The organism is Hymenobacter fastidiosus, from assembly GCF_039539565.1.
GTDB lineage: Bacteria > Bacteroidota > Bacteroidia > Cytophagales > Hymenobacteraceae > Hymenobacter > Hymenobacter fastidiosus.
In genome coordinates this window covers 38758-61786 of sequence record NZ_BAABDJ010000013.1, presented here as the reverse complement: position 1 = coordinate 61786, position 23029 = coordinate 38758, and the positions used below count along the sequence as shown (strand labels likewise).

General features: G+C 64.0%; 18 protein-coding genes. 10 read left to right on the top strand and 8 right to left on the bottom strand.

Annotated elements, in window-relative coordinates:
• Positions 1 to 549: 549 nt before the first annotated feature.
• Positions 550 to 2463: a glucosamine-6-phosphate deaminase gene (nagB, locus tag ABD833_RS08555; protein WP_345072331.1), complete on the top strand. Its 1914-nt coding sequence runs from the start codon at positions 550 to 552 to the stop codon at positions 2461 to 2463.
• Positions 2464 to 2482: 19 nt separating this feature from the next.
• Positions 2483 to 3667, top strand: a complete 1185-nt coding sequence (locus ABD833_RS08550) for an acyltransferase family protein (RefSeq protein WP_345072330.1) — start codon at positions 2483 to 2485, stop codon at positions 3665 to 3667.
• A 208-nt stretch (positions 3668 to 3875) separates the two neighbouring features.
• Here ABD833_RS08550 and ABD833_RS08545 read toward each other — a convergent pair whose 3' ends face one another.
• The 4 genes from ABD833_RS08545 to ABD833_RS08530 form a co-directional block, all read right to left on the bottom strand.
• Positions 3876 to 5498: a 3-(methylthio)propionyl-CoA ligase gene (locus ABD833_RS08545; protein WP_345072328.1), complete on the bottom strand. Its 1623-nt coding sequence runs from the start codon at positions 5496 to 5498 to the stop codon at positions 3876 to 3878.
• 86 nt (positions 5499 to 5584) lie between these two features.
• Entirely contained in the window at positions 5585 to 5962 is a 378-nt protein-coding gene (locus ABD833_RS08540; protein ID WP_345072326.1) for a GxxExxY protein, read from the bottom strand.
• Between the two features lie 182 nt (positions 5963 to 6144).
• On the bottom strand, positions 6145 to 9426 hold the full coding sequence (locus ABD833_RS08535; protein WP_345072324.1) for a serine hydrolase domain-containing protein: 3282 nt from the start codon (positions 9424 to 9426) through the stop codon (positions 6145 to 6147).
• 351 nt (positions 9427 to 9777) lie between these two features.
• Positions 9778 to 10797 carry an alkaline phosphatase D family protein gene (locus ABD833_RS08530; RefSeq protein WP_345072322.1) on the bottom strand — a complete coding sequence of 340 codons (1020 nt, stop codon included), beginning with the start codon at positions 10795 to 10797 and terminating at the stop codon, positions 9778 to 9780.
• 264 nt (positions 10798 to 11061) lie between these two features.
• On the opposite strand from ABD833_RS08530, the gene ABD833_RS08525 reads away from it, so the two are divergent.
• Entirely contained in the window at positions 11062 to 12273 is a 1212-nt protein-coding gene (locus tag ABD833_RS08525) for a carboxypeptidase-like regulatory domain-containing protein (RefSeq protein WP_345072321.1), read from the top strand.
• A 98-nt stretch (positions 12274 to 12371) separates the two neighbouring features.
• On the opposite strand, the gene ABD833_RS08520 is transcribed toward ABD833_RS08525, so the two are convergent.
• Together ABD833_RS08520 and ABD833_RS08515 are read right to left on the bottom strand one after the other, a co-directional pair.
• The gene (locus tag ABD833_RS08520; RefSeq protein ID WP_345072319.1) at positions 12372 to 12587 is read right to left on the bottom strand and encodes an antitoxin VbhA family protein; all 216 of its coding nucleotides are present in this window, start codon (positions 12585 to 12587) and stop codon (positions 12372 to 12374) included.
• A 270-nt stretch (positions 12588 to 12857) separates the two neighbouring features.
• The gene (locus ABD833_RS08515) at positions 12858 to 13574 is read right to left on the bottom strand and encodes a 3-ketoacyl-ACP reductase (RefSeq protein ID WP_345072318.1); all 717 of its coding nucleotides are present in this window, start codon (positions 13572 to 13574) and stop codon (positions 12858 to 12860) included.
• 183 nt (positions 13575 to 13757) lie between these two features.
• Between ABD833_RS08515 and ABD833_RS08510 the strand changes: the two genes are divergently transcribed.
• The 3 genes from ABD833_RS08510 to ABD833_RS08500 all read left to right on the top strand — a co-directional run bounded on the left by ABD833_RS08510 (position 13758) and on the right by ABD833_RS08500 (position 17941).
• Complete coding sequence (locus ABD833_RS08510) at positions 13758 to 15635, top strand: DUF885 domain-containing protein (RefSeq protein WP_345072316.1); 1878 nt, start codon at positions 13758 to 13760, stop codon at positions 15633 to 15635.
• Positions 15636 to 15795: 160 nt separating this feature from the next.
• The gene (locus tag ABD833_RS08505; protein ID WP_345072315.1) at positions 15796 to 17310 is read left to right on the top strand and encodes a M28 family metallopeptidase; all 1515 of its coding nucleotides are present in this window, start codon (positions 15796 to 15798) and stop codon (positions 17308 to 17310) included.
• Between the two features lie 88 nt (positions 17311 to 17398).
• Positions 17399 to 17941 carry a DUF4126 family protein gene (locus ABD833_RS08500; protein WP_345072314.1) on the top strand — a complete coding sequence of 181 codons (543 nt, stop codon included), beginning with the start codon at positions 17399 to 17401 and terminating at the stop codon, positions 17939 to 17941.
• Positions 17942 to 18130: 189 nt separating this feature from the next.
• Here the strand turns inward: ABD833_RS08500 and ABD833_RS08495 are convergent, their stop codons facing one another.
• Positions 18131 to 18502, bottom strand: a complete 372-nt coding sequence (locus ABD833_RS08495) for a hypothetical protein (RefSeq protein WP_345072313.1) — start codon at positions 18500 to 18502, stop codon at positions 18131 to 18133.
• A 105-nt stretch (positions 18503 to 18607) separates the two neighbouring features.
• On the opposite strand from ABD833_RS08495, the gene ABD833_RS08490 reads away from it, so the two are divergent.
• From ABD833_RS08490 to ABD833_RS08475, 4 genes are all read left to right on the top strand, one after another.
• Entirely contained in the window at positions 18608 to 19309 is a 702-nt protein-coding gene (locus ABD833_RS08490; RefSeq protein ID WP_345072312.1) for a Dph6-related ATP pyrophosphatase, read from the top strand.
• Positions 19310 to 19509: 200 nt separating this feature from the next.
• On the top strand, positions 19510 to 19917 hold the full coding sequence (locus ABD833_RS08485; RefSeq protein ID WP_345072311.1) for a thiol-disulfide oxidoreductase DCC family protein: 408 nt from the start codon (positions 19510 to 19512) through the stop codon (positions 19915 to 19917).
• A 99-nt stretch (positions 19918 to 20016) separates the two neighbouring features.
• Entirely contained in the window at positions 20017 to 21021 is a 1005-nt protein-coding gene (locus tag ABD833_RS08480) for a zinc-binding dehydrogenase (protein ID WP_345072309.1), read from the top strand.
• A gap of 97 nt (positions 21022 to 21118) precedes the next feature.
• Positions 21119 to 21385, top strand: coding sequence for a hypothetical protein (locus tag ABD833_RS08475; RefSeq protein ID WP_345072308.1), 267 nt, complete (start codon positions 21119 to 21121; stop codon positions 21383 to 21385).
• A gap of 198 nt (positions 21386 to 21583) precedes the next feature.
• Here the strand turns inward: ABD833_RS08475 and ABD833_RS08470 are convergent, their stop codons facing one another.
• The gene (locus ABD833_RS08470) at positions 21584 to 22975 is read right to left on the bottom strand and encodes an FAD/NAD(P)-binding protein (RefSeq protein ID WP_345072306.1); all 1392 of its coding nucleotides are present in this window, start codon (positions 22973 to 22975) and stop codon (positions 21584 to 21586) included.
• Between the last annotated feature and the right edge of the window lie 54 nt (positions 22976 to 23029).

Below are 23029 nucleotides of genomic sequence, written 5' to 3'. Positions count from 1 at the left end.
TACCGTTTCCGAACGGCTGAAATGGAGGCTGCTTGCATCCAACAAAACTAACTCAAACAGCTTCTTAGTAATTCAACAGGTCTGTCATCCTGAGCACAGCGAAGGACCTTCCTCGGATATCCTGCCCAGCCTGGTTCAACGAGCAAAGCCCTTCCCCGTGGCGCGGAGAAGGATGTTGTGCAGGGAAATGTAGAGCCCTGCAAGAGGCCGGTCCTTCGCAAGCGGACGCCAGATGAAGGATGACAATCGACAAAAAAACGAATTACTAACAGGGCTTACGCAAAACCGTATTCACAAAGCCCCAAAGGGGCGGCATGTCGGTAGTAACTACTTGAAAAATAAGCCTGAAGCCCCAGCAGGGCGGCACTTGCCAGAACGACAGCCGAGGGTCGATCCGCTGGCGGAAACGGCAGGCGCGGAATTCGTGGAATCAGCAGGAAACCTTGTACCAACAGCCGGAGCGGCGGAAGCAACTCCGGCCCCGGCTTTGAAAGCTGGGGGCAAACCGGCACCTTTCCGGCTGCTTCCCCACGTTAGCCGGCCCCGCCCATGATTTCTGCTACCTCACCGCCCGCGCTGTCGGTCGCCATCCACCCCGATTCGGAAGTGGCTTCGGCCGCCGTGGCCCGCACTATTGCCGACCTGATCCGGACGCGGGCCGCCGAGGGGCGCCCGGCCGTGCTGGGGCTGGCCACGGGCTCGTCGCCCACGCGGGTGTATGAGGAGCTGGTGCGCCTGCACCGCGAGGAAGGGCTGAGCTTTCAGAACGTGGTCAGCTTTAACCTGGACGAGTACTTTCCGATGGCCCCTGACTCGCTGCAGAGCTACGTGCGCTTCATGCGCGAGTACCTGTTCGACCACATCGATATTCGGCCCGAAAATATCTATATCCCCGACGGCACGGTGCCCCCGGAAAAAGTAGCCGAATTCTGCCGCGCCTACGAAGCGCAGATTCAGGCCGTGGGCGGCATCGACCTGCAGTTGCTGGGCATCGGACGCACCGGCCACATCGGCTTCAACGAGCCCGGCTCGGGGCCCCGGTCGCGCACCCGGCTCATTACGCTCGACCACATCACCCGCACCGACGCCGCCGCCGACTTTTACGGGGAGGAAAACGTGCCGCGCCGGGCCCTGACGATGGGCGTGGGTACTATTCTGGAAGCCCGCCACATTGTGCTGCTGGCCTGGGGCGAGGGCAAGGCGGCCGTCATCAAGCGCATGGTGGAAGGCGAGCCCAGCGACTCGGTGCCGGCGACTTACCTGCAGCAGCACCCCCGGGTGGACGTGGTGCTCGACGAAGCCGCCGGGGCCGAGCTGACGGCGCGCAAGACGCCCTGGCTGGCCGGCGTACCCTGCCGCTGGCCCGACGCGGCCCTGGTGCGTAAGGCCGTGACCTGGCTGGCCCGCCGCCTGGAGAAGCCCATTCTCAAGCTTACGGATGCCGACTACAACGAAAACGGCCTGTCGGAGCTGCTGGCCGAATCGGGCCCGGCGTATTCCATCAACATCCGGGTGTTCAACCAGCTTCAGCACACCATCACGGGCTGGCCCGGCGGCAAGCCCGCCGCCGACGATACCTACCGCCCCGAGCGGGCCGCGCCCTTTCCCAAGCGCGTACTCATCTTCAGCCCCCACCCCGACGACGACGTGATTTCGATGGGCGGCACCCTGCTGCGCCTCGTCGACCAGGGCCACGACGTGCACGTGGCCTACCAGACATCGGGTAACATTGCGGTGTTCGACGATGAAACCATCCGGTTTGCGGAGTTCGTGGCCGACTACGATGCCGCTTTCCGCCCCGGTGACCAGCCCGCCGAAACGCTCTACCAGCGCGTGGCCCACTTCCTGAAAAACAAGCAGCCCGGCCAGGTCGATTCCGCCGAGGTGCAGCAAATCAAAGGCCTGATCCGGCGCGGCGAAGCCAAGGCCGCCTGCCGCTACGCCGGCCTGCCCGACGACCACGCCCACTTCATGGATCTGCCGTTTTACGAAACCGGGCGGGTGCGCAAAAAGCCCATCGGGGAAGAAGATATTCGCCTGACGATGGAGCTGCTCAACCAGATAAAGCCCCAGCAGATCTACGCCGCCGGCGACCTTTCCGACCCGCACGGCACCCACCGGGTGTGCCTGGCCGCCATTTTCGAAGCCGTGCGCCGCCTGCGGGAATCCGACCCCGAATGGCTGCGCGACTGCTGGGTGTGGCTCTACCGCGGGGCCTGGCAGGAGTGGGACGTCGACCAGATTGAAATGGCCGTGCCCCTGAGTCCGGAGGAGCTGACGCGCAAGCGCCGCGCCATCTTCAAGCACCAGTCGCAGAAGGACCGGCCGCTGTTTCCCGGCGCCGACCAGCGCGAGTTCTGGCAGCGCAGCGAAGCCCGCAACCGCACCACCGCTAAAATCTACGACCAGCTGGGTTTGCCCGAGTACGAGGGCATCGAGGCGTTCGTGAGGTGGACGTTTTAAGTTGGCTTACTTCTTTGCAATGACCACCAATACCACCCAGGCCGCCATTGAAACCACCGGGGCCGCGCCGTTGGCAGAGGCTTCGCAGCCCGGCCGGCTGGTGTCGCTGGACGTGTTCCGGGGCCTCACCGTGCTGGCCATGATTCTGGTGAATAACCCCGGCGACTGGGGCCACATCTACGCGCCGCTGGAGCACGCGGCCTGGCACGGCTGCACCCCCGCCGACCTGATCTTTCCCTTCTTCCTGTTCATCGTGGGCGTGAGCATCGTGTACGCACTGGACTCGGCCCGGCGCGCCGCCAGCCGGCATGGGCCGCTGCTCTTGCGGATTCTGCGCCGCTCGGCCCTGCTGTTCGGGTTGGGTTTCTTCGGGGCCATCTTCCTGCTCTGGGACCTGCCGACGGTGCGGATTCCGGGGGTGCTGGTGCGTATTTCCTGGGTGTTTCTGGCCTGCGGCATCATCTTCCTGAAAACCGGCTGGCGCACCCAAGCCGGGCTGCTGGCCGCTATTCTGTTGGTCTACAGCGTGCTGCTCCAGGTGGTGCCGGTACCCGGCTTCGGACCGGCCAACCTGGAGCCCGCCACCAACCTCGGCGCCTGGCTCGACCGGCTGGTGTTCGGCGAAAACCACCTCTGGAACCAAAGCCGTACCTGGGACCCCGAAGGCCTGCTGGGTACCCTGCCCGCCATCGGTACGGGGCTCATGGGGCTACTCGCCGGGCAGTGGCTGCGCCGCCCCGTTCTCAGCTCTGCAACGAGAGTGGGGTGGCTGCTGCTGGCCGGCGGCGCGGCCGTGCTGCTGGGGCTGGTGTGGAACAGCTGGTTTCCGATCAATAAAAGCCTCTGGACCAGCTCCTACGTGCTGTACACCGGCGGCCTGGCCGCCGCTACACTGGCCGCCCTCTACTGGCTCTGCGACGTGCGCGGCTACCGCCGTTGGGCCAAACCCCTGCTGGTCTACGGCGTGAATGCCATTACCGTATTCTTCCTTTCGGGTTTGGTGGCCCGGAGCCTGAACAGGTGGAAAATTCCGTTCGGCAGCCAGCCGGCCGTGAGTGTGAAGGAGGTGCTGTACGAAACGCTTTTCACACCTTACTTCACCGACCCACGCACGGCCTCCCTGGCCGGGGCCGCCGCCTGCGTGCTCATCTGGCTGGTGGTGCTCTGGGTAATGTACCACCGCCGGATCATCATCAAGATCTGAACCACGGATTCGTCCGGATTTTTCGGATTGGTCGGATTTTGTGGACGGCATTTTCGGCCTCGTTTTAAACGATGCATCACTACCAGGAAAAGTCACCCAAGCAGGTGGCTTTTCCTATCTGACTGAACTTCCGCGCCGACTACAAAATCCGACTAATCCGAAAAATCCGGACGAATCCGTGGTCAACAAATCCGGCCGAATCCGTGGTTCAGAAAGTATAGCCCGCGAAATCCTGGCGGAGCTTGGTTTTGAGCAGCTTGCCGGTGGCGGTGTGGGGCAGCTCGGCTACGAACTCCACGGCTTCGGGGGTCCACCAGCGGGCTACTTTGCCGTCGAAGAAGGCCAGCAGCTCCTCCTTGCTTACGTCGGAGCCGGGCTTTCTTACCACGATGAGCAGCGGCCTTTCGCTCCACTTGGGGTGGGCCACCCCGATAACGGCGGCTTCGGCAATGCTGGGGTGGGCTATGGCGAGGTTCTCCAGGTCGATGCTGGAAATCCACTCCCCGCCCGACTTGATAACGTCCTTCGAGCGGTCGGTGATGTTCATGAAGCCCTCCGCGTCGATGGTGGCCACGTCGCCGGTGCGGAACCAGCCGTCGGCGGTAAACTGGCTGCGGTTGTCGGAGCGGTAGTAGGCGCCGGCCACGAAAAGGCCGCGCACCAGCAGGTCGCCGAAAGCCACGCCGTCGTGGGGCAGCGGCTGCTCGTCGCCGTCCACAATCTTCATGTCGATGCCGAAGATGGAGCGGCCCTGTCGGGTGCTGATGGCGAACTGCTCGTCGGCACTCAGGCTCAGCTGCCCGGCTTTGGGCGTGTTGACGGTGCCCAGCGGGGAGGTTTCGCTCATGCCCCAGGCGTGGCGGATCTGCACGCCCAGCTCCTCGTCGAAGGCTTTGAGCAGGGCCGGCGGGCAGGAGGCGCCGCCCACAATCATCTTGTGCAGGGTGCTGAACCGGGCTTTTTTCTCCCGCATAAACGTGAGCAGCCCAAACCAGATGGTGGGCACGCCGGCCGAGAACGTCACTTTTTCCTGCTCAAACAGCTCGAACAAGCTGGCCGCATCGAGTCCCGGACCGGGTAGCACCAGCTTGCAGCCAATCAGGGGGGCAAGGTAGGGAATGCCCCAGGCATTGACGTGGAACATGGGCACCACGGGCAGAATAACGTCCCGGGCCGAGCAGTCGAAGCAGTCGGGCAGGCCGGCGGCGTAGCTGTGCAGCAGCGTGGAGCGGTGGGAGTAGAGCACGCCCTTGGGCTGGTCGGTAGTGCCGGACGTGTAGCAGAGCGACGACGCCGTGTTTTCGTCGAAGAAGGGCCACTCGAAGTCGGCGCTCTGTGCCGCCAGCAGGTCTTCGTAGCAGCGCAGGTCGGGCAGGGTGGTGGCTTCGGGCATGTGGGCCCGGTCGGTCATCAGGATCCAGGCTTCCACTTTCGGGCAGTGCGGTGCCAGCTTTTCCACCAGCGGCAGAAACGTCAGGTCGAAGAACAGGAAGCGGTCCTCGGCGTGGTTGATGATGTAGGTCAGCTGCTCGGCAAACAGACGCGGGTTGATGGTGTGGCACACCGCGCCGATGCCCGACACGCCGTAGTACAGCTCAAAATGCCGGTAGTTATTCCACGCCAGCGTCCCGATCCGGTCCCCGTTCTGCACGCCCAGCGCCGTCAGCGCATTGGCCAGCTGCTTGGCGCGCTCGTGGGCTTGCGCGTAGGTGTAGCGGTGGATGCCGCCCTCGGTCAGGCGCGACACGATTTCGGTGTCGCCGTGCCACTTGGCAGCGTGTTCGATCAGCCCGGCGATGCGCAGGGGCTCGTTCATCATTAAGCCTAGCATGGGAAGTGGATTGGTGGGGCTTGAAGCTAGGAAAATTTCACGCAGTGGTTCGGGGTGTAAAACCGCAGGGTATCGCAGGGTCGTTCTTACAGGCCGTTTACCAGACGGTGCATATGATCTTTGAGGTGGGCGACGTTGAAGTTAATAAGCTGGCCCAGCTTGAGGCCAGATAGCTTTAGGTAGGTGAGCAGCTGCTTGAAGTGGACTTCCTGCAAGGTTTCAACGGACTTTATTTCGACAATCACCTTGCTTTGAACCAGCAAATCCAGGCGAAACCCCGCTTCGAGCTGCACGCCGGCATACACCATCGGCAGCGGCACCTGCGTCTGAACCAGCAGTCCGGCCTGCCGCAGCTCATACGCCAGCGCTACCTCGTATACCGATTCCAGCAGCCCCGGCCCCAAAGCAGTATGTACTTTGAAGGCGGCCTTTCTCACTTCAAGCGAAATATCATTCTCGTGCATAGAAGTAAGATAAGAACGACCCTGCGATACCCTGCGGTTTTACACCCCGAACCATTGCGTGAAATAAATATAGGACTTACGCAAAATGCTTTCACGCAGTGTTTCGCAGTGTTAAACGTCCTCGCACTGCGAAACACTGCGTGAAATGGCACCAGGAGGGTTTTGCGTAAGTCCTAAAATAATCACTCCTCCACGCTCGTCTCCACCGCCTGCCGCTGGGTCTGCCGCACGCTTTCCAGCGCCACCTGCAACACGCCGGTGCGCACATTCAGCTCCGAAATGGTATTGTTGCGCCGCGTCGGGTTCACCCGGTTGGTCAGCACGATGCAGATCAAATCCTCTTTCGGATCGACCCAGAAGTAGGTGCCGGTGAAACCGGTGTGGCCGTAGCTCTGCGGGGACGCGCTTTTCGCCGAGTTCAGGGCCGGGTTGGCCGCGGGCCGGTCGAAGCCCAGGGCGCGGCGGTTGTCGGGGCAGAACTGGCATTTAGTGTACTCGGCCAGGGTTTCGGCTTTCAGCAGCTGCTGGCCGCCGTATTTCCCGTTCCAGGCGTAGAGCTGCACCAGCTTGGCCAGGTCGTTGGCGTTGCCGAACAGGCCCGCGTGGCCCGACACGCCGCCGAGCAGGGCCGCGGCTTCGTCGTGCACGGTGCCGTGGAGCTGCTGGCGGCGGAACAGCGAATCGTACTCGGTGGGGGCAATGCGGCTGCGCGGGAAGCGGCGCGTGGGGTTGAAGCCCAGCGTAGTGGCGCCCAGCGGCCGGTAGATTTCCTCGGTCACGAACTGGTCCAGCGGCCTGCCCGACGCTGCTTGCACGAACTGCGGGTACAGGATAAACGACAAATCGGAATACACGTAGCCCGGCTTCTCATTCAGCGGCGACCCGGCAATGGCTTTGGTGATGAGCTGGGGGAAGTCTTTGCGGGCCCACAGGCTGGTAGCCGCCGGCAGCGGGAAGCGGGCCGAGGAATCGGCGCGGAAGTAGCGGCGGCTCAGCGCCACGGGCTGGTTCAGGGGCACGTCTTTGGCTTCGGGGCTTTGGCCGAGCAGGGCGTTGAAAATGCCTTTCGGCCGGGTGTAGTCGCGCCAGAACGGAATCCAGGCCTTCAGCCGGGCCTGGTGGGTGAGCACGTCGCGCAGCTTCAGGTCCTGCTTGTTGGTGCCCTTGAGCGCGGGAAACAGCTGGCCCAACGTCATGTCGGGGTTGAACTTGCCCTGGTCCTGCAGCTTCATCAAGGCCAGCAGCGGGGCCGTGGTTTTCGTCACCGAAGCCAGGTCGTAGAGGTCGGTGTTGCGCACGGCGCGGCTGGGCCGGCCGGCCTGGGCGGGCGAATCGGCGTAGCTGTGGGTGCCGTAGCTTTTGCGCAGCACCACCGTGCCGCGGCGGGCAATCAGCACTTCGCCGCCGGGAAAGGCCCGGGCCGCCAGGGCCCCGTTCATAATGGAGTCGACGCGGGCTTCGAGGTTGGCGTTCATTTCCACGTCTTCGGGGAAGCCGTAGCGCAGGCGCCGGCCACCGCGGGTGGTCAGGCCGTAGCCGCGGCTGTACTTGTCGGAGACGGAAACGGGGAGCTGCCCGCTGGCACCGAGGCCGCCGAAGATGATTTCGGCCGTCACGTCCTGCACGTTTTTGCTTTCCTGATAGGCCAGAATCACCGCGTCGGCGCGGTCCAGGTCGCGCACTTTCGCCACGGCGTAGGCGGTGCCGAATACGCTCACGACCACGCGCTGCCCGGGGCCGGTCAGCTCGCGCAGCAGCAGGTTGGTTTCGGGCGTCACGCCGAAGCTGGTGGCGGGCAGGCGGCCCAGGTTGTTGAGCCCCACCAGCACGGTGTTGTAGCGCTTCAGCGTTTCGCGCATCCGCGTCAGCTCGTCCAGCGGGGCCGTGGCCGACAGCCAGTGGTGCGTCACGGGGGCATAATCGGCCACCATGCGCTGGAAATCGGTGGTGTCGCGGGTGCCGATGGTGAGGGTCGCCAGGCGCAGGGTGTCGAGGCGCTGCAGGGGCAGCAGCTCTTTCTGGTTGCGCAGCAGCGTCACGCTCAGCTCCGCCAGCCGGTGGCTCAGGGCCTGGGCGTGGGAGGTGTTGAGGTCGGCGGTAATGTTTTTCAGGCTGATGGGCCGGTACTTGTTCAGGCCCGCCCACTGTTTCAGGGCCAGCACCTTGCGGCAGCGGCGGTCAATTTCTTCCTGCGAAATCCGGCCCTGGCTGATGGCGTCGCGAATCATGCGCAGGGCCAGCGGAATGTTCTTCGAGAATTCCAGCACGTCGTTGCCGGCCAGCAATGCCCGTAGGTCGGCCTCGCCGGGTGGGTACTTGCTGATGACGCCCTTCATGTTCATGGCGTCGGTGAAGATGACGCCCTCGAAGCCCAGCTTCTGCTTCAGCAGTCCCGTGACGATGGGTTCGGACAAGGTGGAGGGCAGGCCCGTGGTGTCGAGGGCGGGGATGTTGAGGTGAGCCACCATCATGCCGCCCAGGCCGCGCCGCATCAGGCTGCGGAAGGGGTAGAGCTCCAGCGTATCCAGCCGCTGCCGGTCGGTGCGCAGCAGGGGCAGGGCCAGGTGCGAGTCGGTGTCGGTGTCGCCGTGGCCGGGGAAGTGCTTGGCCACCGCCAGCACGCCGTGGTCCTGCATGCCCTTCATGTAGAGGTAGCTTTTCTCGGTCACGTTCTCGCGGTTTTCGCCCCAGCTGCGGAAGCCGATGACGGGGTTGGCGGCGTTGTTGTTCACGTCGACCACCGGCGCGAAGTTGACGTGCATGCCCAGGCGCCGGAACTGCGCGGCCACCTCTTCGCCCATGTCGTACATCAGCTGATTGTCGCGCAGGCCGCCCATGCTCATCTGGTAGGGGAAGCGCTGCACGCTGTCGAGGCGCATGCCCACGCCCCACTCGGCATCCATGGCCACCAGCAGCGGCACTTTGCTCTGGCTCTGGTAGCGGTTCAGCAGCTTGCTCTGGCGCACCGGTCCACCCTGGAAAAAAATCAGGCCCCCGATGCCGTACTGCTGAATGAGCGTCGAAACCGAGTCCTCATCCACCCGGGTGCGGTTGGAGTAGGCGGCCACCATAAAGAGCTGGGCCACGCGCTGGTCGGGGGTGAGCGTGCTCATCACCGAATCGACCCAGCGGGAGCTGCGGGCCTGGGCGGCGAAGGGTACGGGCAGGTTGCCGCGGGTGCGGGCAGCGGCAGATTTAGGGGTGGTGGCCGACGCTAACGGCGCCGGCGCGGCGGCTTTCCGGGCCCGGGCGCGCAGGGCGGCCTGGGCCTGCTGGTAATCGGCTATTTCCTGGCGGCGCTGGGCCGCGCGGCGGGCGGCACTGCTTTTTTTGCCGCGCTGAACGGACGATTTAGCGGTTTTCTTCCTGGCGGCCGACTTTCGGCGGCGTTGGGCGGAAAGGTCAGCGGGGCTCAGCAGCACCAGCAGCAGCCACAGAAAAGCAAGGAAGCGGGGGAAAGACAAGATCGGGCGCGGATGGGTTGGACTAGGGTCAGGCGGCTAATTTAGGGGAATGTAGGCCTTTGTTAAGAATATGCCGCGCTTTCCCCAACTCTCAGAAGCTGTTTATGAAGTAGTGCAGAACACCTGCGGCCGTCATGCTGAGCTTGTCGAAGCATCTCGCGTGGCGTCGTCAGAGTCGTGTAAAGCGGGGTCATGCTTCGACAAGCTCAGCATGACCCAAAAATTTCCTGAACAGCCTCAAATCAAAACGGCAACTCCCGGCCACTTATGCGGTGGCCGGGAGCTGGTCGTATTGTTTATCCAGGGCCGGTGGGCCGTTGCGGTCCGCCGGGAAGTGAAGTGGGCGCGGGGCTACTTCTGTAGTTCGATTTCCTGGGTGTAAAACACTTTTTCATCCTCGCCCTTGAGCGTGGCCGTGACGAAAAGCTGGCCCTGCTGCTCGCTGAAGCGGAACAGGCCGTAGTGCTTCTCATTCACGAGCGGCCCCACGCGCAGCTCGTTCGGCTCGCCCGCATTGTTGGTGGCCGGGTGGGTCAGGCCGCTGGAGGTGACTTCGTACACCGGGTAGGCGACGCCCGGCACGCTGGCCTTCGAGATTTCGCCGATGTGCCGGTCGCCGCTGATGAGCAGCACGCCCTTGGCCCGGGTGTCGGCCAGGAGCCGGAGCAGGCGCTGGCGGGCGGCGGGGAAGTTGCTCCACTTTTCGTAGACGTGCTGCTGGGGCAGAAACTGAATGCCCGAGCCGATGATGTGGGCGTCGGCGGTGCTGGTGCGCAGCTGCTGCTCCAGCCACTGCCACTGCGCCGCGCCCAGCACGTCGCCGGTGGTATTGGGGTGGTACACTTTCTGCGCGTCGCGGTAGAGCGTATCCTGGAAGTACCGGTCGTCGAGTAGCAGCACTTTCACTTTCCTGCGGCCCACGGCATACTCGTAGGCGGCGTAGATGCCTTCCTGACGGCGGCGCGGGCTGTCCGCGGGTTCCTGCAGAAAGTCGAGGGCGGCCTGCTGGGTTTGCTTTTTGAAGGGGTAGGTTTTGTCGCCGTCGTTGCGGCCGTAGTCGTGGTCGTCCCAGGTGCCGATGATGGTGGGCACCTGCTGGCGGAACTGGCGGTAGGCGGGCTGGTTGAGCTGGGCGTCGTACTTCCGGCGCAGCACCGTCATGTCGTCGGTATCACCGTAGATGTTGTCGCCGAGCCAGATCCAGACGTTGGGCTTCTGGGCGGCAATGTCGTCCCAGAGCGGCTGGGGCAGGTCGTGGCGGTTGCAGGAGCCGAAGGCAATGGTCAGGTCCTTGGGGCTGTTCCGGACCACGGTAGCCGGGTGGCACTGCTGAAGCCCGGCGGCCAGCAGGAGAAGCAGAAGCTTTTTCATGCCGGCAAAGGTAGCGGCGCCGCCGCATTCCGGCCCGCGTGCTCCGGTTATCCTTGCGTGACAAATACCAGGGCCCGAAACCAGGGTCCAGGCTCATCGGCTGACCCGGGTGCGGTACCCGGCATGGATTTGGCTATTTTTGCGGGGCTTAACGGCCTGCGCGCCGTAGCGGCGTTGTTCAACTGTATTTATCTGCTCACCTCAATAGTGGCTGCCGTGACTTTTCCGACTGATTTATTCCTCCGTTGCGGCCGGTTAACCGGCTTGCTGCTGACCCTATTGCTCACCTTGCCGGCGCAGGCCCAGGTACAGCTGCGCGGCACCATTATCGACCGGGATACCAAAGAGGCGCTGCCGTTTGCCAGCGTGTCGGTCAACAAAACCACCATCGGCACCACGACCAACGTCGAAGGCGAGTTCAGCCTGAGCGTGCCCCGGCTGCCGGTTACGCTGATTCTTTCGGAGCTGGGCCACGTGCGCGACACGCTGCGGGTGACTTCCAACGCCGAGCTGCTGCGCATTCCGCTGGCTTCGGCCGTGGTGGCCCTGCCCGAGGTGAAAATCGGCAGCTACCCGTTCCAGCTCGTGGGCCATGCCTACGAGGAAATGGAGCGCAACTACGGCCGCAAATATTTCGGCAAGGCCTTCTACCGCCAGCTGACGCGCATTGCCGACCAGCCCACGGAGCTGCAGGAAGTGGTCTGGAACGTGAAGTCCAGCAACGCCCGCATCGAAGGCACCACCATTGCCCAGGGCCGCTACGCCGCCGTGCCCAGCATCACCAGCTTCAGCAACTTCTCGCTCTACACCAAGTCCTACGGCCTTTACGACGCCAATGCCGACACCGCTACTTCCCTGGCGCTGCTGAGCCCGAACCTGGTGAAAAACTACCTGCTGGAGCTGAAAGGCGTGCTGGCCGGCCCCGATTCCACCAAAGGCGGCATCGCGGAAATAACCTTCGAAACCCGCCCCGAGCTGACCAGGTACCGCGCCGAAGGCACCATCTGGATCGACATCGACACCTACCGCGTGGTGCGCTACCACATGACTACGCCCAACTTCACGGCCTCCACCAACAACGTCAACCAGAAGTTCCGCAAGACCAGGCTCGAAATCGAAATGGCGTTCCAGAGCACCGAGGCCGCCGTGGCTCCGCTCGAATACGTGAAGGTGAACCTCAATGCCGAGCTGATTACGCCCGGCAAGCCCGCTACGCCGCTCAGCGTGTCGTCGTTCACCTTCTTCTACGACACCAACACCACGCCCACCGGCCTGCCCTACGCCCGCGTCAGCGTGCAGGACCGCGACCTGGCCGCCATCAAGAGCGTGAAATACGACCCCGAGTTCTGGGTGAATAACTCCGCCGTGAAGCGGACCCCGGTGGAAGACGAGGTGATTCAGTCCTTCGAGAAGAAGGGCGCGTTCGGCACCATGGTGAAGCCCCCGGAGAAAAAGCCGGCCCAGCGCAAGCGGTAAAACCTGCCCTGCTGAGTGGTATGCGGAAGCACCGCACAAAAAACTCCCTGCCGAAGTCTTCGGCAGGGAGTTCTGGTAAAAGTCAGGATAGCAGAGGGTTAGGCCACCAGTCGTTCGCGGGTGACTACGGCCTGGTAGGCGGGGAAGTCTTCGGCTAAGGCAAACTCGGCGAGGGTGATTTCGCCATCGATGTAGCGTTGGAGCTCGGAAATTATTTCGGGGCTGGGTGGAGTGCCGCCCAGAGCCGCTACGGCCACGCCCCATTCGGCGCATCGCTGCCGCTTGAGCCGGGTCGTCTCTTCGGCTTGGCTCAAACCGGCTGGCAAAGGATTGAATGGCGTTTTCATTCGTTCTGTTGGGTGGTGATGCTCTGTATACGCGGCAGTTAGGCAAAAGGCCACCCGGCGTCCGTGGTGGAAGTTGCCCAGCCGGGAGCAGGGCCCCAGCGGCCGGGGCGGCTTGGGGCTTTCGGTTCTGCAGAGGCCTTATTTCGCCCCCGATAATTCAATTGATCAAGAAAAAATAAAAATCCCGCGGACCATAAGGCCGCGGGATTTTCAATCTGCTCCGGGAAGGGCGCGGGCCTACGGGTTGGTGCTCCACATGCCGGCTTCTTTGATAAAGATGCGGCGGTTGAGCTTAAGCTGGGCAATCATGAACTCGGCCAGATCCTCGGGCTGCATCACCTTGGCGGGGTTGCCGTCGGTGAGGTTGTTGCTGATGGCCAGCTCGGTAGCCACGGTGCTCGGCGTGAGGGCCGACACGCGGATGTTGTGCTTGCGCACCTCCTGCATCAGCGACTCGGTGAGGCCCATGATGGCAAACTTCGAGGCGCTGTAGGCGCTGGTCGTAGCGGCCCCGCGCAGGCCGGCGGTGGAGGCAATGTTGATGATGTCGCCGGTTTCGCGGGCAATCATGCCGGGCAGCACGGCGCGGGTGGCGTAGTAGGTGCCCATCAGGTTCACCTGCACGATGTGCTCCCACTCGGCCGGGGCCATATCGACGAGCTTGGCGAAGGTGCCGATGCCGGCGTTGTTGATCAGAATATCGATGGGGCCGAGCTGGTCCTGCACCTGGCTGATGGCGGCCTCCACGGCGGCGCGGTCGGCCACGTCGGCCGTAACCACGGCGGCCTTTACCCCCAGGGCTTCGATTTCCCGGGCCACGGATTGCAGCTGGCTTTCGGTGCGGGCCAGCAGGCCCACGTGCACGCCTTCCTGCGCCAGGGCCAGAGCTACGGCGCGGCCGATGCCTTTACCCGCGCCCGTAACGAGGGCAATTTTTCCGGTGAGAGATTCCATGGGAGAGATTAAATGAGAAGATATAGAGTAGCACTACGGCGATGCGCCGCCGGGTGATGAAACTGGCCCGGGAGAATTATGTTGGCCGGGCACGCCTCGGCGGGGTATGCAAACGAGGTGGCCGGCCCCGAATGCGCCGAATCTTGCTACATTCCGGCTCCAAACCTCACGCCTCTTTCCCGCATGAAAAAAATTGTCCTCACCGGCCTGCTGGCCGGGGCTCTGCTGGCTGGCTGCAACCAGCAAAAAACCGCCGACGGCACCACCAGCGGCACCGACGCCACGACCGCCGCGAAGGATCTGCCCATGCTGCTGGCCAACTACTGGGAAGAGCAGGCACGGCTGTTTCCCATGGCGGCCACCACCCAGGGCGACAACCGCTACAACGACCAGCTGCCCAACGACCAGACCAAAGCCTTCCGCGACGGGCTCGGCACGATGTATCAGCGCTACCTCACCCAGCTCGGCAGGTTCGACCGGGAGAAGATGACGGCGAACGACAAAATCAGCTACGACCTGTTTCAGTACGACCTGCAGACCCGGCTCGACGGCCTTAAGCAGGGCATCCTGGTGGGGGCCGACTACCCCGCGGTCTGGATGATTCCCTTCAGCCAGTTTGGCGGCCTGCCGATTTCGCTGGGCCAGTTCGGGGCCGGCACGGGTGCCCAGCCCTTTAAAACGGCCAAGGACTACGACAACTGGCTGGGCCGGGTCCACGGCTTCCCCGTCTGGGCCGACTCGGCCATCAGCAACTTCCGCCAGGGCCTGAAAGCCGGGGTGGTGCTGCCGCGGGCCCTGGTGCAGAAGATGATTCCGCAGCTGCGCGCTCTGGTGGTGACGGACGCCAGTAAAAGCCTGTTCTACGGCCCCGTCACCCTGTTTCCGAAGGACGTAGCCGCCGCCGACCAGCAGCGGCTCACCAAAGCCTACCAGCAGGCCATCCTGCAGGATCTGGCCCCGACGTATAAGAAGCTGGCCGACTTCCTGCAGAACGAGTACCTGCCCAAAGCCCGCGCCACCACCGGCATCAGCGGCATTCCGGCCGGCGCGGCCCGCTACCGCTACCTGGTGAAATACTGGACCACGACCGACAAAACGCCGGAGGAAATCTACCAGACGGGCCTCAGCGAAGTGAAGCGCATCCGGACCGAAATGGAGCGGGTGAAAGCGCAGGTGGGCTTCAAAGGCGACCTGCCGGCCTTCTTCCAGTATCTGAAGACGGACCAGCAGTTCATGCCCTACCAGACGCCCGCCGAGGTGATCGGGGCTTTCCAGCGCATCCAGACCCGCATCGACCCGAACCTGAAGAAGATATTCGGGCGCACGCCCAAAACCGAGTTTGAGATTCGTCAGACCGAGGCTTTCCGCGCCGCCTCGGCCTCGGCCGAGTACAACCAGGGCACGCCCGATGGCTCCCGTCCCGGCATCTTCTACGTCCCGATTCTGGATGCCACCACCTTCAACACGACTTCGGGCATGGAGTCGCTGTTCCTGCACGAAGCCATTCCGGGCCATCACTACCAGATTTCGCTGCAGCAGGAAAACGAGAGCCTGCCCAAGTTCCGCCGCTTTGCCTGGTACGGAGCCATGGGCGAAGGCTGGGCCCTGTACACCGAAAGCCTGGGCAAGGAGCTGGGCCTCTACACCGACCCCTACCAGTACATGGGGGCCCTGGGCGACGAGATTCACCGCGCCATCCGCCTGGTGGTCGACGTGGCCATGCACACCAAGGGCATGACCCGCGAGCAGGCCATCAAGTACATGATGGACAACGAGGCCATCGGGGAGCAGGGCGCCACGGCCGAGATTGAGCGCTATATGGCCATTCCGGGCCAGGCACTGTCGTACAAGGTGGGCGCCCTGAAAATCCGGGAGCTGCGCGAGAAGTACGCCCGGCAGCTGGGAGTGAAGGCTTCGGACCACCTCCGGGAGAAGTATCCGCGCCAGAACGGGGAGCATTTCCACCTCAGCGCCTTCCACGACGAGCTGCTCAAAGACGGCGTGATGCCGCTGTCGGTGCTGGAGCGCAAGATGGACGACTGGGCCCTGGGGGAGAAGTAACCCAGCTGTACCAAATCAAAAGGCCTGCCGTCAGCTGACAGCGGGCCTTTTTGCCTACCGGTAAACACCGCTATACCGCTGGAGCCGGCGACGCCCCCCGGCCCGTTTTGGACGTGTCAGGTGTGCTGCCTGCTGCCTGCTCAACGCTTAATCTGACTACATGAAAACCTTTTTTCTCGCGCCGCTAGGCCGTATTGCCCTGCTCGGCGCTGCACTTCTGATCAGCCGCCCGGCTGCCGCGCAGCAAGGCCGGCCCGCCCGCCCGAAAGCCGCCCCGGCTGCCGACAACCGCGCGGCCATCCGGGACAGTGACCTGAAGCGCGACCTGTTTGCCCTGTCCGACGACCATTTCCGGGGGCGTGAGGGCGGCACCCTCGATGAGCTGCGCGCCTCGATGTGGATTGCCGAGCAGGCCCGCGCCATCGGCCTGCAGCCCGCCGGCGACGACGGCACGTTCTTCCAGTTCTTTCATATTCAGCGCACCCGCCTCACCAAAGCCAGCCGCGCTACTATCGGGACGCACCAGCTCGTGCCCAACCAGGATGCCATCGTCTTTGCCCCGGTGAATGCCGTGGTGAATGCGCCGCTGGTGTACGTGGGCACTGGTACCCCGGCGGAGGTGGCCAAGGTCGACATGCAAGGCAAGGCCGTGGCCCTGGTATTTTCGGGGCAGCCCACCGACGGCCTCAGCTTCCGTCGCTACCTCACGGCTACCATCCGCGACCGGTCGGCGGAGCTGATCAAAGCCGGGGCGGTGGCCGTGGTGGTCGTGTCGGATGCGCGGGCGCAGGCTATCTACGACAACTGGGGCACCGGCTACGAGCGGGGCCGCTACGACCTGCCCGGCGGCCCCAACACCCGCGTGCTCACGCAGGCTCCCACGGTGTGGCTGCCCGCCGCGGCGCTGGCCTGGGTGCAGCAGGCCGGCCAGCAGTTCACCGCCAACCTGGTAGTGGAAAGCTTTCAGTATCCGTCGGTGAACATCGTGGCCCGGGTGCCGGGTACCGATGCCCGGCTGAAAAAGGAGCACGTGCTCTTCAGCACCCACCAGGACCACGACGGGGTGCGCAAAGCCGTGGCCGGCGACTCCATCTGGAACGGGGCCGACGATAATGGTACGGCCTGCGCCGCCACGCTGGCCCTGATGCGGGCCTTCCGCCAGCAGCCGGCCCGCCGCTCGGCCCTGTTCGTCTTCCACGGGGCCGAGGAGCGCGGGCTGCTGGGCTCCCGTTATTACTCGGCCCAGCCCACGGTCCCACGCGAGTCCATCGTGGCCGTGCTCAACATCGAAATGATTGGCCGCAACGCCCCCGACAGTGCGGCCCTGCTGGGCTCCCAGCGGCCCCACCGCAACTCCGCCGACCTGGTTCGTACGGCCCTGGCCGCCAATCAGGCGGGGCCCCGGTTCAAGCTCGACACGCTCTGGGACCAGCCCACTCACCCCGAAGGCTGGTACTTCCGCTCCGACCACCTACCCTACGCCCGCCTGGGTATTCCGGCCATCATGTACACCACGCTGCTGCACAAGGACTACCACACGCCCCGGGACGAGCCGGCAACCATCAACATCGCCAAGCTGGCCGGCGTCACCCGCTGGATTTACCTGACGGGCTGGGCCGTAGCCAACCGCCCCGCCCGCCCCGCCGCCGACCCTGATTTCAAGCTGGAACGATAAAGGCCCACAATTCCCGCGGCAGCCTCAACGCCCGGCCTGATCGTGCGTTTAAGCGGGTAGATAATAGCACTGCTAACTCCTGATTCTCATGGCAACAATATTCTGGCAAGCCCTCGGCGCGGGTGCCCTGGCCGGCCTGCGCAGCATCACGCCGCTGGCTACGTTGAGCGGCTCGCTCGCCAAAAACAAGTCGGCCACCCTGGCTACCTCCCCTTTGCGGTTTCTGCAGTCGAAAACGGCCGCTACCGCGCTCAAGCTGATGGCCGGGGCCGAAATGGTAGCCGACAAGGTGCCCGGCATGCCCGACCGCACCGCGCCCAACGTGCTGCTGGGTCGGGCCGTGTCGGGGGCGCTGATCGGGGCCACGATCTACAAAGCGGGCAAAGACCGACAGATGGCCGTAGGTGCCGTGCTGGGCAGTCTGGCCGCCGTAGCCGCAACATTCGCCAGCTTTCACCTGCGCAAAAGCCTGGGTGAGCAAACCCCGGTACCGGATACCGCCTGGGCCGTGGCGGAGGATGCTACCGTCCTCAGCAGCAGCCTGGCCCTGTCGACCGCGCCGAAGGCCCCCCGGCCCGATCGGCATAACGGCCCCGAATTTGCCCGTCGTAAAATCCAGTACCCGTCATAATAAAGAGCTTAGACTTGTTCCTAAATACAGAAAAGCGCAAATTCAGCGGTCATGCTTCGGCTGCGCGGACGCCAGATGAAGCATGACGTTCTTTTTTCATTATTGCTTATTCGGGAACAAGTCTCTTCCATAAAAAAAGGATCCGCAGCACCTGCTGCGGATCCTTTTTTTATGGAAGCTGGAGCGACCTTATTTCGGTGGAATAGTCGAGGAGTTGGTACCGCTTTTCGTGTTGTTGCCCGGCGCGGCGCCGGGTGGGGGCGGGCCGCCGGCCGCACCCTTCACGGGCGTCGACTGGTTCATGCCGGCGGGCGGAGTAGCGGTGCCGTCGTTGGTAGCCTGCTGCATGTCGGCGGCCGAGCCGGTACCCGCGGGCGGGTTCACGTTCTGCTGGCTGTTCACGCTGTCCATGTCGGTTTCGATGGTGCGGGCGGGCGGGGCATTGGAGAAGTCGTTGGCCGTTTGCTGATCGGTGCCGGGGGTGCGGCTCCGGTCGCAGGCGGCAAAGGTGGCGGAGGCGGCCAGCGCCCCGGCCAGCAGAATTCGTTGAGGAAGCTTCATGGGCTGGTTGGTTGATTGAAGGGTAGAGGTCGGTTGGAAGCCGGGTATACGCAGTTTGGCCGGCCAGGAGCTAAAACTACCGCTCCGAACCGCTAGCTTTGTCGCATGGCTATTCCGGTGCTGCTGAACTGGAGCGGGGGCAAAGACTCCGCCCTGGCTCTATACCACCTTTTACACGACCCGCGCTACGAGGTGGCCCACCTGCTCACCAGCGTGAATGCCCACTACCAGCGCGTAGCCATGCACGGCGTACGGGTGGCCCTGCTCGAAGCTCAGGCGGCCCGCATCGGCCTGCCCCTGACCAGGCTGGAATTGCCCGAAACGTCGGATATGGCCGACTACGAACGGTTGATGCAGGCGGCGCTTGCCCCTTTGCGGGCGCGGGGAATTCAGCACTCGGCGTTCGGGGATATTTTCCTGGCCGATCTGCGGACCTACCGCGAGCAGCAGCTGGCACGCGTGGGCATGCAGGCCATTTTTCCGCTCTGGCAGCGCAGCGCCGCCAATATTCTGCGGGAATACCTCGCGCTGGGCTTCCGCGCCATCGTCGTGTGCGTAAATGAGCACTACCTCGACCAGAGCTTCTGCGGCCGCCTGCTCGACGAAGAATTTCTGCGCGACCTGCCGCCGGGGGTAGACCCCTGCGGCGAAAACGGCGAGTACCACAGCTTCGTGTTCGACGCCCCCTATTTCTCCGCCCCCATTGCTTTTGAGCGGGGCGAAATCGTGCGCCGAACCTATCCGGCTCCCGCCGGGGCGGGCGAGGCCGGCTTTTGGTACTGCGACCTGCTGCCGGCTACCGGCTGAAAAACAGGGCCCGTTAAAGCTTCGCCCCAGCCATTGCTCCTACCGCGTGGCCCGGTTTCACCCGCGACGGAGAGAGGCTTCAAAAAACTTAGCCTGAACCGGTTCCCGGGCCTGCGAAATCATCGGCCCGCCCAAATACCGCGTTACTTTTGGCCTACTTCCCTGTTGTTCGCCACTACCCTGTTCCGGTACCGCAACGTATGGCTTCTGAACCCGCTACTATCCTCTTCGACGGCGTCTGCAACCTCTGCAACGGCTTCGTGCAGTTCGTCATCCGCCACGACCCCGCGGGCCGCTTCCGCTTTGCCGCGCTGCAGTCGGCGGGCGGGCAGGCCCTGCTGGCGGCGCACGGGGTGGCGTTAGGGGCCGAAGATCCGGAAACGGTGATGCTGGTGGCCGATGGCAAGGTATACACCCATTCTACGGCCGTGCTGCACATTGCCCGGGGACTAGGCGGCTTCTGGCAGCTGCTTTACGGCGGCATACTATTGCCGCGCTCCGGGCGGGATGCCCTGTACCGGTTCGTGGCCCGCCACCGCTACCAGTGGTTTGGCCGTCAGGACGCCTGCATGCTGCCCACCCCGGAGCTAAAGCAGCGGTTTTTGTAGGGCGCTATCCTGCTTTAGCCTGATTTCCGGCGGCGGCTTGGGTTTTCCTGAGTGGGCGCGTACCTTTTGCCCTCATCGTTCCGACCTAACCCACCGTTTATGCAAGCGCTCCAGCTCACTGGCATCGACCAACCCCTGACCCTGACCGAAGTTCCCACCCCCGCGCCCGGCCCCGGCGAAGTGCTGGTGCAGCTGCGCGCCGCCGCCCTCAACCACCGCGACGTCTGGATTCAGCAAGGACAGTACGCCGGCCTGAAATTCCCCAGCATCCTCGGCTCCGACGGGGCCGGCGTGGTTTCGGCCGTGGGGGAGGGAGTAGCGGCGACGCTGGTCGGTCAGGCGGTGCTGATCAATCCGGGGCAGAACTGGGGCGACAATCCGCACGCCCAGGCCAAGAGCTTCACCATTCTGGGCCTGCCCAACCAGGGTACTTTCGCCGAGTACGTGAGCGTACCGGCCAGCACGGCTCATCCTCTGCCCGCTCACCTCAATTTTGAGCAGGCCGCGGCGCTGCCGTTGGGTGGCGTCACGGCCTACCGGGCCATGTTTACGCGGGCCGGGCTGCGGGCCGGCGAGCGGGTGCTCATCAATGGGGTTGGTGGGGGCGTAGCCCTCTTGGCTTTGCAGATGGCCGTAGCGCTGGGGGCCGAAGTATGGGTTACTTCCGGCTCGGCCGGGAAAATCGAGCGGGCCAAAGCCCTGGGCGCCAAAGGTGGGGCCAATTACAAAGACGAAAACTGGGCTCCGGCCCTGGTAAAAGAGGCCGGCGGAGCCTTCGACGTAATCGTGGACAGTGCGGCCGGTCCGGGCTTCGGGGCCCTGCTCGATGCCGCCGCGCCGGGCGGGCGTATCGTGTTCTACGGCGGTACGCGGGGGGCTATTGCGCCGATACCGCCGGCCAAAGTGTTCTGGAAGCAGCTTTCCATTCTGGGCTCCACCATGGGCACCGACCAGGATTTTGCCGCCATGGTGCGTTTCGTGGAAGACCACAAGATCGTGCCCGAAGTGGATCAGGTTTTCCCCCTGGCCGAAGGCGAAAAAGCCATGCGCCGCCTGGATGAAGGCCAGCAGTTTGGCAAGCTGGTGCTCCGGATTTCCGCGTAATATTTATACCGGAAAAGCGGGCTGAGAGGAATGACAAGGCCGGTTTTGGGGTTATGAATGCAGCTGTAAATAGCCTGATTTTAAACCCGCTCTCAAGATGAAAAACCCCGCTGATTACCTGGAGAACCAAGTTTTTGAAGCCCGTCGTCCCCGCAAGGAGATGCAGCCGGTGGTGGCCTACGCCGCTGCCGTACAGGCCATTGAGGCGGCGCTGGCCGATGCGGAAAAATACAAGTACCTGCTTATGCGGGCCCTGCGCCGCCACGCCGATGATCTGGCCGCGCCGGCGCCGGCTGCTCAGCCAGCCACGACCGATGCCGAAGCTACCGTGGTACCGATGTACACGCTGGAGCAGGCCGCTTAGTCAGGTGCTGCCTTACGCAGCTGTCATCCTGAGCTCGCGAAGGATCTTTCCCGCGGTTTTAGGCCCCGTTACTTCAACTACCAAGCCCCTTGTCATGCGTCGGCAAGGGGCTTCGTGCTTTACCTGAAGGCTTCTGCGTTAGCCTCGGAAGGTCCTTCGCTTCGCTCAGGATGACAGCCGATTTACTGAATCACTGAATCACTCAACCACCCAATCACCGGCCAGATGCTGGGCCAGGGCCGCGGCCTGCTGCCGCAGCTCCGGTACGGCCGTCGACTCGAAGTAGGCCGGCCGGCGGCTGGGGCCCAGCGTGAACAGCACCCCGGAAGCCTGCCCCCGCGCGTCCATCAGGGCTCCGTGGGCATTGGTCTGCATCCCCAGCCGCAGCGCATCCGGCACCAGCAGCCCGGCTTCGCGCAGACTGGTTACCAGCGCGGAATCTATGCGGCCGTAGTCGAGCAGGGGGCCGGTGCAGCTGATGACGTGGCGGGCCGTCAGCCAGCGGGCCTGCCCCTGCTGCTGCACCTGCACTGCCAGATCAGGCCCCTGGGGTACTGTTTGCCGCACCCGGCCCAGCTGCATCCGCACGATGCCCGCGTCCAGCATTCCCTGCACGGCCGCCGTATTCTGGGGCGGACTACGGTGCCGCACCACCGACCAGATAGAAGCCAGGTGGCGCAGAAACCGCGCCTGCTCCGCCAGGGGCCACGCTGCCCAAATCTTGCCCAGGCTGGGTCGCAATGAATCCAGCACCGGCCGCCAGTCGATGCCCTGCGCCGCGGCTTCCCGAATCCGGTGGCGCACGGCGCGGAGCACCTCGCCCACCGTGCTCATACCGGCTAAGTCGGCCGCGTAGAAGTTGGGGTAGGAGAGGCCCGCGGGGCCGTGTTCGGCGGGCCAGCGCCCATTGCGCGACACCACCGTGACCGGGCCGGTATGGCCATCGGCGTCCAGGCCCAGCAGTACGTCTACCGCCGTCAGGCCCGAGCCGATCAGCAGCACCGAATCCTGGGGCGCAATGTTGCGCAATGCTCCCGGTGCCCAGGGGTTGCCGTGGTAGGTGGAGTGGGTGAGGTAGGCCTGGTCGGGGCCGGCGGGGGGCAGGGGCGGAAAGTTACCCAGGGCCAGCACTACCTGGTCGCTGGGCAGCGCGGTGCCGCTGGCCAGCCGGACCGTGGCGGCGCGGCCGTCGGGAGTCAGGGTAGCCGCCACGGCGGAATCCTGGTGCCAGAAAAACCGCAGGCCATTCGTGGCCGGCTGCGTCAACACGGTAGAAACCAGCTCCTGCAGATACCGGCCGTAGACCTGCCGGGAGCAGAATTGCTGCTCGCAGGGCGGGGAGTCGGTGGCCGCCACCCACCTGGCGAAGTGGTCGGGCTGGTTGGGAAAGGCGCTGAGCGCCGTGGTGCGCACGTTCAGCAGGTATTCCTGTCGTCGGGCCGAGTACGCCAGCCCGGGTCCCGGGGCTGGGCGGGGTTCTACCAGATGCACATCGAATGGGTACGGACCACCCGGCAGGTTCGCCAGCTGTACCAGCAGCATCGAGCCCGAAAAGCCTCCGCCCAGAATGGTAATCGTCCGTCGTTGCACCCGGTGGTATCGTGAGAAGGAGAAGATAAGCGGTGAAATTGGTCGGTTCCGTAT